The following is a 12693-nucleotide window of genomic DNA, read 5'->3' as shown; positions in this document are numbered from 1 at the left end:
CCTGCAACCTGTAACCTGCAACTCCCCCCCCTACACATCCACCTTCCGGTAAGCGTCCATCACCATCATTTCTCCTGCCTTACCGTCCTGGCTGTTGCCGTGCTCCATACCGTAGACACCTCGGAAACCTTTATTATGAATGTGAGCCAGCACATTGGCGTAATTGATTTCTCCCGTTCCGGGTTCCTTACGGCCGGGGTTATCACCAATCTGGTAGTAGGCGATCTCGTCCCATGCAGCATCGATATTGGGGATGAGGTTCCCTTCCTGGATTTGCTGGTGGTAGATGTCGAATAAGATCTTGCAGGCCGGGCTGTCTACGGCTTTGCAGAGCGCATACGCCTGGGCAGCTTTGGTCAGGAACAACCCTGGGTGGTTCCGGTAGTTTAGCGGTTCCAGTACGATGGTGAGCTCATGAGGTTCCAGAATGGCGGCGCCTTGCTTGAGGGTTTCGGCAACATTGGCAAACTGGTACATGGGCTCCAGCCGCATCTCTACGAAACCGGGCACTACGGTCATCCATTTAGCATTGCAGCGTTTGGCAATTTCGACCGAGGCCTGAATGTCCTTCAGGAATTCATCACGATGCTCACCGGCTCCTTTCGTAAGGGTAGGTTCTTTCCAATTGATTTTGTTGGCCACAAAGACGCCCATGGTCATATTGTGTTTGGCCAGCAGCTCGCCAATCTTTGCTTGCAGGGCTGGTTCTCGCTTAGGCATATTGTTGTCTTCCCAGGCAGTGAAGCCCTGATCAGCCGCCCAGCGAATCTGATCCAGAATGTCTTCGCCGGCATGGGCTTTAAACATTCCGGCGTGGGGAGCAAAAGCGAGATTGAATTTATTGGTGTTCCTGGTAGTTTGAGCCTTAACGGCAAGTGGTGCGGCGGCGAAGGGAAGGCTAGCCGCCAGTTTAATTGCGTTACGTCGTTGCATGATGTCTCTGTTTATGGGTAAGATAACCCTCTTGACGATTATTCGCTACCATAATATTTTTGATGCTTCTCTTTCTTTGAGCTAAAGGGATGCTGCCGGCTCAGGAAAGGGTTTATAAATCTCCCAGCACCAGGTCTCTGCCAACTTTCTCCAGTAAACGCCCCTTCAGCTTGAGCCAGAGTACTCCGGTAATGTAAGCGTCGCCCAGAGCGGTATGCCGGTCTGAAAGAGGGATTCGATACCGCCTGGCCAGGGTGTCTAAAGAATACTTTTCCGGCGGAGACCAATAGCCCGATGGCTGAATTCGCTTAGCCAGGTCAGCGGTGTCAATTACCCGGTTGCGGAGAGGCCCCGCTCCCAGGCGTTCAAGGGCACGATTGATCATTTCCACGTCGAAGCCAATGTGGTGGCCCACAATCGTTCGTTCACCGATAAATTCCAGAAGACCTTCCATGAGCTCTTCTTCTTCGAGGTAGTCATAGCGGCGGGAACCGGGGATGATGCCATGTATGTGTACCGCCCGAGCATCCTGCTGATCGGGCGGGGTAGGGAGGTAGCCTTCAAAATGGTCCGCGATCTGCAGGCTGTTACCCAGTGCCCGCAGAGCACCGATGCTGAGGAGCCGGTCCTTCTTAACGTCAAGCCCCGTTGTTTCGGCGTCGATGATCACGATCGGCAGCTCCTCCAGCGGCACTTCATCCGCTGGCTTATTGGGGGTTGCCCTAAAATAGCGTTGGTACCATTCCGGCCAGGTTGAGTCCGGTTCACTCGCCTTGCTTTTGCCCATGCTCGACCGAAGCTTTCGTAACCATTCGAAGCCTTCCATCAACGAAGAAAGTTAAGCTGGAAACGGGTCTCCAGTAGTGATTGTGTCTCCTTTACGGGGCCAAAGCTATTGCGAAGCAGCAGCCGTTGCATACGGCTCAGCTCGCTGGGCTTCAGGTAGCGGCCGGAGTCGTTTCGCCGCAGACCCATCGTTGCCCGCAGACGGATAAGGACCTCATAGGCCTCCGCTGCGGCCTGATACAACTCGGCATTCTGAGGTTCTAATTTCGCCATGAGCTCGTAACGACGAAAGGTATTATTGACACTTCCCTGCCGGGCTTCCAGCATTAATACTCTGGCGGCATCCGTCAGTGGGCGCATGGCTCTGGCCTTCAGGTCAAACTGATCTTTATGCTCGCCGGATCGCTCCACGACGAAGTTGCGGAAAAAGGTAAGCGGGGATGGATTGTCCAACGCAGCCAGCGCGAGGGAAGAAAGGAAACGCTGACTCGGCTTCTCCAGGTTGCTGAAGATATGAGCGGTCAGTTTGGCGGGCAGACTGCCGTCTCCCCAAACACCCCGGAAGTCGAAAAAGATGGAGGTGTGCAGCATGCTTTCGGGGGTGTTTACGTGCATCCAATGGCTGAATTGCGACTGCCACTTACTTACGGACAAGCACCAGTTGGGGTTGCTGGCCATCATGTCCCCGGGGCAATAAGCAAAGCCTACATCGTTCAGAAATTCAGTAGCGTAAGAAGATAATTGAAGGAAGTAATCTTTTACGGCAGGGTAGCGCGCTTCGGGCACGTCCTCAAAAATGAGGGCATTGTCCTGATCTGTCCGGAGGAGTTGTTCACCCCGCCCCTGGCTTCCCAGGGCGAGCCAGTCGAAGAGGGCGGGCGGGTTACCGCGCCCGTCGGCCTGCATGCGTGCTAGTGACAGCTTGATGCATTTACGGATGATTTCGTCGTTGATTTGCGTCATCACCGTGGTGATGAAGGAAATACTAACCTCACGGGATAAGTAGAGACTGAGCAGGCGCTCTGCCCGTTCGCGTAATACTCTTAGCTCGGTAGCGGATTGGGAGCGGGCGATTTCACGAATGAGAATCGCAGGGTTATTGCCCTGCTTTACCAGCAGATCATGCTTACTGATGACTCCGGTAAGGGGCGTCTTATCTGTCCCGTCTTCCGTTTGCACCACATGGTTAATCTTGTGGCGCATCATCTCGATCTGTACATCCGCTACGGTGATGGAGGGCGGAATACAGATTACCGGAGATTGCATGATTTCCACGACTAACTCCTGGTTGCTTTTTATCCCGGTGGCGACCTTCTGTCGCAGGTCTCTGTCCGTAATGATACCTACGGGGCGTTCTTTTTTGTCGACAATAATAATGGAGCCAATGTTGTGCTCACTCATCAGTTTGGCCGCCGTAATGATGCGATCGCTGGCCTGGCAACTGATGGGTTCCCGTGCCCGGTGGATGGTCTGCAGATCCAGCAGATCCGGGCCGCCGAGATTTTCTTTTTCGATGAGTGCAGGTGCTTGCCGGGCCTTCACCTGCAGGGCCGAGCGGGTGCTGCCCGCCATCAGTGTTGCGAGATAGCTACTGAGTTCGGGGTAGTTGGGCAGAAGCTCACGGAATCCCTCCGTATTAATGGCGTAGAGTAAGGTCTCTTCTGCGGAACGGGCGAGGAACAGATACTCGTCTTCAGCCAGCAGCGGTCTTATGCCGAACACTTCTCCTTCGCCAAAACGCTCAATCAGGCGCTCTTCTCCTTCATTGACGGCAAAAAGTTCCACGGCTCCTTCCTTGACCAGGAAAAAACGCTCGCGCGGTGGCTCTCCCGGACGAAAAATGATGGAGCCAATGGGCTGATATTGCACCTCAACCCGCCCGGCAACCTGCAGTAGTGCCCCTTCCTCTTTTACGAACGAAAAAGGAGGCAGATCCTTCAGGAAATCATAAATACGTCGACTTACTTGATTGGGCACGGGAAGATTTTTCTATCGGTCCGCTCGCAATTTAGTCCGATTTGGGCACATATGCAGGTGCAGAGAATGTTTTTAGAAAGCAGAGCGGGGAAGGGGAGCGGTGGGAATCACAACCAGACCGCCCCCAAAACTGTATTCAAGCCAAAACCTATCAATCATGGCCTCTGCCCTTAAGAACCTGAGTACCTACGACGACAGCAACATCCCTGATGCCAGTGAAATGACATTCGCCATCGTCGTGGCCGACTGGAATCGGGATATTACCCATGCCCTCTACGAAGGCTGTTTGGAAACCTTGCAGAAGCATGGCGCCTCCGAAGAAAAAATACACGTTGTTCAGGTCCCCGGCACCTTTGAGTTACCCGCCGCAGGGCGCATCATTGCCGGCCGGGAAAACCCCGACGTTGTAATCTGTATCGGCTGTGTCATCAAAGGAGAAACCCAACACGATGAATACATCAATAATGCCGTCGCTCAGGGTCTCGTAAACCTCAGCATCGCCACCGGGCGACCCTTTATTTTTGGGGTGCTCACGCCGAATACGCACCAGCAGGCGCTTGACCGTGCCGGCGGTAAGCACGGAAATAAGGGCGTGGAAGCGGCCGTCACCGCGCTTCGTATGGCGGAGCTCTACCGGGCGAAGGCTACCTCAAAGAAAGGGATTGGTTTTGGCTAATGGTCGTGTTTCAGCTCCCTGATACCATCTGATTTTTGCCGGTCAGGTAAAGCGGAAACCTTCATAAACCGTTGAAGTTAATTTTGTAAAGTGTCTTCCGTTCATCCGGAGATAAATCGAATAAGTACATGCATACAGCTTTTGAGCGTTCAGCTACCCTGAACGGGAATACAATGATTAGTTACGTTGAGAAGGTGTTGGAAAATATGCCGGCTGACTGGCTGAATTTAACCACCCACCGCCTGGATATTTACAACGAGGAGCAGGCCAAAAGCCAGTTTTTGGAACAATTGGAGGTTTTGTACAGAAATAACGTTACTGATAAAACTGCCCTGAATGAACTGCCTACGGCCTACGATTATATTCGCTTAGGCCACCCCTTGTCCTGTTTGTTGGAATGGGTGGTTGCTGGTGTTAATGATCTAGAGGCAAAAAGCGTAATCAGTTTTTCCTCTAAGGTGACTCCAATACTGGCAGTCTTGCGCAAGAACTTATTCGAGAAGAAGAAAACCCGGATTCTGTATACGGGTAAATTGCCATCTTCTTTTAATGCCGAAATGATCCGACGGGTCTATGGCTATACCTTCGATTTGAAGGAGGTCAGAGGAGTGGAAGATATTCCCGCATTTGATGGCAGTACCATTTTTGTTGCTCCGCAGGAGGATATTTTTACCGTTAAGCTTTCGTCAGGTATTGACTTCTTCCTGAGCACGCATGCTCAATTTGGTAGCGTCTTGCTAATCAACGGAGCGCAAAACAAGGGCTATGTTTCCGATATTCAACACGTACGGAGGCGAGAGACCATTGCGATGACGCCAGCCAATTGCCTGGCGGCTTTGCGAGTGCTTACGGGAGAACTCTCAGGCCCTCAGGGGGGGGACGTTGAGGTAAATAAGGCCGTTGTGATTGATGCGCTCAAGGAAATCACTGGCACAGAAACAAGAGCTTTGCTGGGCTCCAGCGGTCTCTCCGTGCAGTATGCCATCATGATGGGATTGATTGACCATGCTTTGGAAAATCATCCCGGGAAAGACATTAAAATTATTGTCCCGCCAAACTGTTACGGAGGAACCAACGATCAGGCAAGGCGCGTAGCCGCCTGCCTCGATAAGGTTGAGGTGTTGGATCTGCCGGTGGATGGAGGTAACGATATGGTGCAGGGCGTAGAAAAGGTTTTGGCAGAAGTCGCTAAACAAGATGCGGTACCCTACATTATTGCTGAGATTCCAACGAATCCAAGGGTGGAAGTGCCCGACCTGATTAAACTGCAGGAAGCGTTGGAGAAAAAACGTACAACGCCGAACGGCGGAATTGCCGTCGATCCGGTATTTATTCTGGACCAGACCTTTTGCCCCAATGTGCATTTCTTAGGCGAAGGCGAAGTACTGTCAACGGTCAGAACCATATCCTATTCCAGTGGGTCTAAATTTCCAAGTGGTGGGCTGTGTACGGCTGGTTACTGTGTAGGGAATAAGCTGGCGGAAAGCCTGATGGAAAAAGTTGAAGCCCATTTAATTCTCTGCGACAATGAGGCTACGGCTCATCAGGTGGAAATACTGGCCAGGCAGTTGCCTTCCATGAATCAGCGCATTATGGCTGCCTATACGAACACGCGTGAGTTCGTGAATTTTGTCGGGGAGGTACTGCCTGAAGCCCAAATAAACTTCGTCTCCGAAGAGTTGGCTGCCCAAGGGTTTACGCCCTCTGTGTTTTCGTTGGGACTACCCACGAAAGGGAATACTCCGGAAGAAAAAGAGGCCTACAAAAGAGCTCTGAACCTCAAGTTAATCAATCGGATGATTACCGAAATCCCTGACGAAAGCAAATACTGTGTAAGCTACGGTCAGCTGAAGGGGTGTTACTGGACGGTGCCTGCCACCTCAACGCAGGGAACCACGAAAGAAGGCGATAAGGATTATATCGTTCGGGTAGCCTTGTCACCGGACATGGACCTCGACCGGCATAAGGAGGTGTTTTTGCAGTTTGTTACTACCGCCATCTGAGGCCAACCCCGGGCCAGACGCCCAGCACTTCGTGCCATACGGCGCCTGCGCTAAGCTCCAGCCGATCAATGACTTCATAGCCAAGCCCGAAGGATAATTCTGTATTTTCCGTAGCGACGCCGAGTCGGATGCTGAGTTCCTCTGCAGGCAGGTATTCAAGACCGCCGCGGAAGCGGGCCGGGTTCTCGGCATCCTGATGGATTTCTGCGGAGAGGATCACCTTGTTACTCGGTTGATAGCTCAGGCCCAGGGCCAGCAGTTGTGGAAGGTATTCATCCGGGAAACGTTCGATGCGTAAGGGTGAGAATATTCTTGCGCCAACGTGCAATTCGGGAATGATCTCCAGCTGCATCCCGAGCCCAAAGGTTAGGTTGAAGGTACTCTCATAGCCTTCGGTACTGACGGCGAAGCCGGAAAAATCTGCACCGATGCTGAATTTTTCAGATAGTTTACGGCCGTAGGCCAGGCCGATACGGGTCTCCCGGTAGCTGTCAAAGCCAAAACTGGCCAGTTGGAGGCCAAAGCCTCCAAGGCCGGTTTTGTAGGCAGCGCCGATGTTGGCCGTCGTTAGTTCACTGAGGCCGAAGCGCTGTTCGGCAAAGGCGGCTCCTTCCAGCTCATCTCCCGTATGGGCAAGGCCGGCGGGGTTGGTCCATAGCGCATCAATTCCTTCTCCGGTTAGTCCGGTACCTCCTAAAAGCCTGGCGCGAATGTCAAAAGCCGGGAAAAGACCGTCCTGGGCACTAATCGTAGGCAGGAAAAAGAGAAGAAGAAAAGGAAGAAGGAGAAGTGAGCGCACGGCGATGATTGGGTGGTTGGGCGTGAAGATACGCGTTTGAGTTTGTCGGCAAGGGATCAATTTAAGGGTTACTTTCTGATAAATGGTGGTAGGTTGGGTTGGGAAGCGTACAACTACCAAACATGCGGGTGGTTGGTTTGCCCCCTTATCAATTGGACTTTTCTACTGTTCTGATCTTAAATAATTGAGTTTGCTCTAGACGCTAAGTACACACTAAATAAAGCAGTTAGGCCCGAAAAAATAGCGATTACAAATACCGTGGCTTGTCTTCGGAATATAAAATTTAATAAAAACAGTCAAGCTTCCTTTTGCTTTTCTGGATTTTCTAAATTCAGCCCAAACTTCAGAATATTCTTTACAATACCTATGTGTGTATGTTCTAACCCAATCAATTCAGATTTGATTTTATCAATTCTTTGATCTAATGTCTTCTTACTTTTCTCGCTATTCATTGTAAGATTTATTTTTTCAAAAATACTAATTATAAATTTAGTAAACCAGAAATCTACGATTTCACCATATCGTATATAAAGCTACTTAACACATTTATAATGATAGCTAAAATTACGCCGATAAATATAAATCTTAGAGCTGCAAACTTTATACTACTAGTCTCATTACTCTGTCCTAATAAAAAAGTAAATTCTGGAAAAAGGTATTTATTTATCCTATTCAATAAATATCCTAAAAGAATCGAGGCGCCAAATACGATAATGAATCCTGACCAGAACAACATATCAGGGCTATTATCATCGTTAGTTGTAGATTCGGGAAACTTACCAATGTATTCAAGATATCCGCCATAAAAAGTCCCCAAGATGAACAATCCTATCAATGAAGCGAAAATTACAGTGGTAAAATCTAAGCTTGTAAACAGTGAATACCATGGTTTAAACTGCTTGATTCTTGCACTAATCTCCTTTTCTAGTTCTAAAAAAAATTGATAGTCTTCAAGCCTATATTCGATAATTCCAGTCCATTGTGTTAAGTAATCACCCAAAGTAATTTCAACATCTCCAAAGGTAGATGTATACACATCGTCTTTGTTGCAAACTATTCTTATTGCATTTATCCTTCGGTGAGTAGGGTTCTCATAATCTACCAACTCAGCAAGAGATTGAAACTCTAGCCTAGTATCATCATTACACCTTGCTATTAGGGAAACTTTCTTAAATTTTCCATGTAAATATTTTACAAGTCGTGATAATCCATCTACATCTATAAGCAAAGAATGCTTGATAGGCAAAGACTTTCTGATCTCCATTTTTTCGTAAATATACATATTTAGCACAGCAGAATCTAAACATCTAATGTATTTATCCTTTGCACTCTGTTACGTAGACCGGTTCGCTGCCACACAGCCCGACGATATGAGGGTTGACGTTGGCTGCGTTGTTCGGCGCGTTCAGTTTAGCATTTTCATACATCCAATAATCAGATTGTAAATCACTTTTCCTCTTGCCAATCGATTACTTTTATCATTAGTGCCTCGTAATACTGCAGAATGGTATAAGATGACATTCGCCGACGTGACATCTTCATTTCCTTCTTTGTTATATCTGTCAACCTCGTCGTAGAACTCTGTCAACATATGTTTCAACACTGTATAGTCTAAACTCATGCTTTCCTTGATGACTGTTCTATGCAACTCCACAATCAACGTAAACAAATCGGCTTTATTCCAAACCCGATAGCCACCCGGGAAGTCGAACCCCTCAATGATATCTAGTGTCCCGATAAAACCAGCCCTAATTTCATCAGCATAATCGAACTCGTCATTATATCTTTCTAAATATTTTTCTATTTCACTTTCGCGGTGAAAATATGTGGACATCATTGTGACAACAACTGATAATATAAACCTAACATCATTCATTCTTCTCAAGTCGTTACCACTAAACACGTTATGCTTTTCGAAGAAATCAAATGCAGCCAAGCTATCTGCGAATTGCTTTATTTCACCATCATATCTTGCATTATTTATTTCCATTGGATTAAGAGAATAGCTAGTGCTATTTATTCTCAAAAAAATCTCCTTGATTTCGTCAATAGGAACTGCTCCCAAATCTCTAACTACGACATCATATTCTAAAAATTGCTTTTTAGCGTCATTATCTAGATCTTCATACGCTGGAACATCTTTAGATAATCTAATAATCTTGGAACCAATAAAATAATGGTAAAGTGTAGTCAACCTTTGCTGACCATCCACAAGTATCTCCTTACCCTCCCCTGTTGCTAGGTCAACTTCGCCAGCAGCTATATAAACTTCTGGAAAGGGTAAATTCTCTAGCACTGTTTTTATAAAAGCATTTTTATGTTTATTTGACCATACAAGTCTTCGCTGGAAGTCAGGTCTGGGAATTAGTTTCTCAGACCTTAAGTCTGAGACAATCTTTCTTATTTTGGTGTTGGTAGCAGTAGTTTTCATAATAGTTGTTTGCATTCGTTAACTGTAACAGCTTGGTACCTCTCAAGATGATACCAACTTTTGTAGAGTCCAGCTGCAATTTTATACGGACCATAAGTACCTTTAGAGGTAAGTTTACGAAAAAATTCCCACCATTCCTTTCCATTCTTGAAGGTAAAAGATGGTGGAAGCTTATCTGGGCGAATCCACCCTTCAAAGAGGTAATTTTTGAAGTCGTCACTTCTTGGCCAAAGTGCTTTGTCATCAGAGAATTCAATAACTTCTTTCCAGATAATATCAAATAGCTCTTGAGATACTATAGCCATATCCAAATCAGATTCCTCTGAAAAATGTCTATACCTTTTTTTAGGAGGTTTAGCGTGTAACTTTTCGCTTATTGAGAAACCTGTTTTGCCTGACCCAACCATTAGAACTTGCGAAGGATGAATTTCAAAAAAATCTGATATCTCGTATTTTAATTGATAATAGTTGTGCTCTTCTAAAGCAGCTACCTCGCCAAAAGTAATGTATTTTCTAATTACCTCTACCGAAGATAAGGCTTTTAAATCTGTCTGAAATGTCTCAATTCTCTTTGTTGTTTCTTCTGCACTATACCTCATAGGTTAAAAGATTATCAGATTATTTTTGTCCATACGTGATTTATTTTGTTGAGCCCAACGTATGACATCCGCATTACGTTCAATCAACTTCCCTGCGAATGTTACATTCGCACAAACCTAACAAAATCAAGGGCTCAAAACAGAAAAAGTTGCGTTGTTCCCAATATTCAGGGAATAACAGTTGACGTCAATACCCCAGATATAAAGCAACAACGTCACCTGTTTCGAGCGATCTGGACGTCATTTCCTACCCGTTAACCTAATAGTAAAAAGATCCACTACTTGATGTAATCCGATGGTCTTGGGTGAAAACCAGTGGCTCATTTTTCCTAACCCTCCACTTTCAAACATCCCTCACCATTGCCTACCTTGCACTCCCATGTTAAGCTCTAGAAACCTAAGCTACCAATACCCCAGCGGCGAACGCCTGACGTTCCCCGATATCGACTGCGCCGCCGGTGAAACCCGTTTGCTGCTCGGTAACTCCGGTAGTGGGAAGACGACCCTGCTGCAATTGTTGGCGGGGCTTAGAACGCCAGCTACCGGAACGGTGATGATCAACGGAACCGACCTGAACGGGCTAAGTGGACCGCAGCGCGACCGCTTTCGCGGTCGCCATCTGGGCATGGTCTTTCAAACGGCCCACTTCATCAGAGCGGTATCGATCGAGGAAAACCTCCTGCTCGCCCAACGGCTCGCGGGTAAGACCACTGACCGACCTGCCATCCGGGAAATTCTCGACCGGCTGGAGTTAGGCCATAAGATTAAATCATTGCCTTCAGCCCTTAGCGTTGGTCAGCAGCAGCGGGCAGCGATTGCCCGGGCCATTATCAATCGTCCGGCAGTGATTTTGGCCGATGAACCCACCTCCGCACTTGATGATGGTAACACTACGCAGGTAATTCAACTGTTACAGGAAAGCGCCGCTGCTGTCAACGCTACTTTGCTCATTGTTACCCATGATAACCGATTGACGAGCATCATCGATCAACACACCCGCTTATGAACCTGCTCTCGCTAGCGTGGAAAAACCTGACCTTTAAGCCACTCAGCGCACTGCTGAGTGTGCTGCTGTTTGCCCTCAGTATCGGATTAATATCTCTGCTGCTGAATCTCCGCCAGCAGGCTGACGAGCAGTTTGATAATAACCTGGCGGGTATTAACCTGGTTGTTGGCGCGAAGGGCAGCCCTTTGGAGTTGACGCTCAACAGCATGTACCACGTTGGTTACGCAACCGGCAACGTGACGCTGAAAGAAGTCCGTTCCTTCTTCAACCCCAAGCACCCGATTGTGGCAGATGCCGTGCCGCTGTCTGTCGGTGATAGCTACCGGGGCTACCGGATTGTAGGAACGATTCCTAAATTGTTGGACTGGTACGGAGCCTCCCTGGCCAGCGGTGAGCGCTGGGATGATGACTTTGAGGTGGTCGTCGGGGCAGAAGTCGCTGCGAAGAACGGACTAGGGCTTGGGGATAAGTTTCGCTCTAACCACGGCATCATTGATGAGGGCGAAGACAACATCGAGCACGATGATGAATTTACCGTCGTGGGTATTCTTGCACCCAGCGGCACGGTGATGGATCAAATCGTGCTGACCACTAACCAGACCTACTGGCATTCCCATGGCGAACACGAGGGCGAAGACCATGCTGAGCATGATCACGAAGACCACGCTGGCCATAACCACGGCAAACGTGACATTCAGGCCTTGTTAGAGGCCGGTGACGATCAGGAAATCACCAGTGTTCTGGTGCGCTACCGGAACCCCAGTAGCTTTCAGGCACTGAACTTTCCACGCAACATCAACGAAAATACCGGCTTGCTGGCGGCAAATCCCGCCTATGAAATCAGTGAAGTCCGCCGGCAATTTGATTCCGGGCAGCGAATTCTGGGCATTCTGGTGTTGGCCATTACAATTGTCTCGGCCCTGAGTATTTTCATTAGTCTTTTCAATTCGTTGCGGGACCGTCGGTATGAACTAGCCCTGCTACGGGTAATGGGCGCAGGGAGGGGCAAACTCTTTTCCCTCATCATCGTCGAAGGTCTGATGGTAGCGGTCATCGGTTACATTCTTGGCCTTTTGCTGAGCCACGGTATTCTCTACTTTATCGCTTCCAGTGTAAGCGATGATTTCCGCTACAGCCTTGACCCCGCCCGCTTCCTGCCGGAAGAGTGGTGGTTACTGGTAGGGGCACTGCTGATTGGCTTTGTAGCGGCAGTTTTACCCGCTACCCAGGCGGCACGGACGGAGATTGGGGAGACTTTGATGGAGGGGTAGTGGTCTGTCAAGTAATGGTCCGCTATGATTTTGGATTACTAATCATGATTGATCCATTATAATCCGTTAAGCTTCCCGTTTTACATGCCTGCCGGCGGCCTACTTTTGAAGGGCAAAAGGTGCTATGGTTAAATCCTAGGCTTTAGCGATGTTTTTTATCTTTACGACTCAAGACCCTTGATGCGTCAGCTCATGGAGTCACTGTAGGCGAG

The 12693-nt window shown here is 48.4% G+C and carries 12 protein-coding genes; 4 read left to right on the top strand and 8 right to left on the bottom strand.

What is annotated here, in order from left to right:
- Positions 1 to 30: 30 nt before the first annotated feature.
- From BM123_RS12480 to BM123_RS12470, 3 genes are all read right to left on the bottom strand, one after another.
- Positions 31 to 933 carry a hydroxypyruvate isomerase family protein gene (locus BM123_RS12480; protein ID WP_090168979.1) on the bottom strand — a complete coding sequence of 301 codons (903 nt, stop codon included), beginning with the start codon at positions 931 to 933 and terminating at the stop codon, positions 31 to 33.
- Positions 934 to 1045: 112 nt separating this feature from the next.
- Complete coding sequence (locus tag BM123_RS12475; RefSeq protein ID WP_090168977.1) at positions 1046 to 1759, bottom strand: 3'-5' exonuclease; 714 nt, start codon at positions 1757 to 1759, stop codon at positions 1046 to 1048.
- Positions 1759 to 3696, bottom strand: coding sequence for a DUF294 nucleotidyltransferase-like domain-containing protein (locus BM123_RS12470; RefSeq protein WP_090168975.1), 1938 nt, complete (start codon positions 3694 to 3696; stop codon positions 1759 to 1761). Before BM123_RS12470 ends, BM123_RS12475 begins: the two co-directional genes overlap by 1 nt.
- Positions 3697 to 3853: 157 nt before the next feature.
- Between BM123_RS12470 and ribH the strand changes: the two genes are divergently transcribed.
- The gene (ribH, locus tag BM123_RS12465; protein ID WP_090168973.1) at positions 3854 to 4372 is read left to right on the top strand and encodes a 6,7-dimethyl-8-ribityllumazine synthase; all 519 of its coding nucleotides are present in this window, start codon (positions 3854 to 3856) and stop codon (positions 4370 to 4372) included.
- A gap of 128 nt (positions 4373 to 4500) precedes the next feature.
- A complete protein-coding gene (locus tag BM123_RS12460) occupies positions 4501 to 6375 on the top strand; it encodes a PLP-dependent aminotransferase family protein (RefSeq protein ID WP_245748532.1) in 1875 nt (624 codons plus the stop codon).
- On the opposite strand, the gene BM123_RS12455 is transcribed toward BM123_RS12460, so the two are convergent.
- The 5 genes from BM123_RS12455 to BM123_RS12440 all read right to left on the bottom strand — a co-directional run bounded on the left by BM123_RS12455 (position 6362) and on the right by BM123_RS12440 (position 10204).
- Positions 6362 to 7174 (bottom strand): PorV/PorQ family protein, encoded by an 813-nt coding sequence (locus tag BM123_RS12455; RefSeq protein WP_139211870.1) that lies wholly within the window; start codon positions 7172 to 7174, stop codon positions 6362 to 6364. The two genes, BM123_RS12460 and BM123_RS12455, sit on opposite strands and share 14 nt — an antisense overlap.
- Before the next feature lie 296 nt (positions 7175 to 7470).
- Complete coding sequence (locus BM123_RS24440) at positions 7471 to 7626, bottom strand: hypothetical protein (RefSeq protein WP_217642163.1); 156 nt, start codon at positions 7624 to 7626, stop codon at positions 7471 to 7473.
- 53 nt (positions 7627 to 7679) lie between these two features.
- Positions 7680 to 8438, bottom strand: coding sequence for a hypothetical protein (locus tag BM123_RS12450; RefSeq protein ID WP_139211869.1), 759 nt, complete (start codon positions 8436 to 8438; stop codon positions 7680 to 7682).
- Between the two features lie 141 nt (positions 8439 to 8579).
- Positions 8580 to 9605 carry a DUF262 domain-containing protein gene (locus BM123_RS12445; protein WP_090168968.1) on the bottom strand — a complete coding sequence of 342 codons (1026 nt, stop codon included), beginning with the start codon at positions 9603 to 9605 and terminating at the stop codon, positions 8580 to 8582.
- On the bottom strand, positions 9602 to 10204 hold the full coding sequence (locus BM123_RS12440) for a hypothetical protein (protein WP_090168966.1): 603 nt from the start codon (positions 10202 to 10204) through the stop codon (positions 9602 to 9604). Before BM123_RS12440 ends, BM123_RS12445 begins: the two co-directional genes overlap by 4 nt.
- Before the next feature lie 379 nt (positions 10205 to 10583).
- Here BM123_RS12440 and BM123_RS12435 point away from each other — a divergent pair, with 379 nt between their 5' ends.
- Both BM123_RS12435 and BM123_RS12430 read left to right on the top strand, forming a co-directional pair.
- Positions 10584 to 11210 (top strand): ABC transporter ATP-binding protein, encoded by a 627-nt coding sequence (locus tag BM123_RS12435; RefSeq protein ID WP_090168964.1) that lies wholly within the window; start codon positions 10584 to 10586, stop codon positions 11208 to 11210.
- A complete protein-coding gene (locus BM123_RS12430; RefSeq protein WP_090168962.1) occupies positions 11207 to 12481 on the top strand; it encodes an ABC transporter permease in 1275 nt (424 codons plus the stop codon). Before BM123_RS12435 ends, BM123_RS12430 begins: the two co-directional genes overlap by 4 nt.
- Positions 12482 to 12693 lie beyond the last annotated feature (212 nt).

Origin of the sequence: Neolewinella agarilytica, from assembly GCF_900110645.1 — a bacterium.
In the GTDB taxonomy this organism is placed as follows: domain Bacteria; phylum Bacteroidota; class Bacteroidia; order Chitinophagales; family Saprospiraceae; genus Neolewinella; species Neolewinella agarilytica.
The sequence above is the reverse complement of the archived record's forward strand: the minus strand, read 5'-3'. Positions and strand labels throughout refer to the sequence as shown.

Excerpts from the sequence above, each read along its gene's own strand:
- BM123_RS12480 (WP_090168979.1), bottom strand. The coding sequence starts at position 933 with ATGCAACGACGTAACGCAATTAAACTGGCGGCTAGCCTTCCCTTCGCC.
- BM123_RS12475 (WP_090168977.1), bottom strand. The coding sequence starts at position 1,759 with ATGGAAGGCTTCGAATGGTTACGAAAGCTTCGGTCGAGCATGGGCAAA.
- ribH (WP_090168973.1), top strand. The coding sequence starts at position 3,854 with ATGGCCTCTGCCCTTAAGAACCTGAGTACCTACGACGACAGCAACATC.
- BM123_RS12460 (WP_245748532.1), top strand. The coding sequence starts at position 4,501 with ATGCATACAGCTTTTGAGCGTTCAGCTACCCTGAACGGGAATACAATG.
- BM123_RS24440 (WP_217642163.1), bottom strand. The coding sequence starts at position 7,626 with ATGAATAGCGAGAAAAGTAAGAAGACATTAGATCAAAGAATTGATAAA.
- BM123_RS12450 (WP_139211869.1), bottom strand. The coding sequence starts at position 8,438 with ATGGAGATCAGAAAGTCTTTGCCTATCAAGCATTCTTTGCTTATAGAT.
- BM123_RS12445 (WP_090168968.1), bottom strand. The coding sequence starts at position 9,605 with ATGAAAACTACTGCTACCAACACCAAAATAAGAAAGATTGTCTCAGAC.
- BM123_RS12440 (WP_090168966.1), bottom strand. The coding sequence starts at position 10,204 with ATGAGGTATAGTGCAGAAGAAACAACAAAGAGAATTGAGACATTTCAG.
- BM123_RS12435 (WP_090168964.1), top strand. The coding sequence starts at position 10,584 with ATGTTAAGCTCTAGAAACCTAAGCTACCAATACCCCAGCGGCGAACGC.
- BM123_RS12430 (WP_090168962.1), top strand. The coding sequence starts at position 11,207 with ATGAACCTGCTCTCGCTAGCGTGGAAAAACCTGACCTTTAAGCCACTC.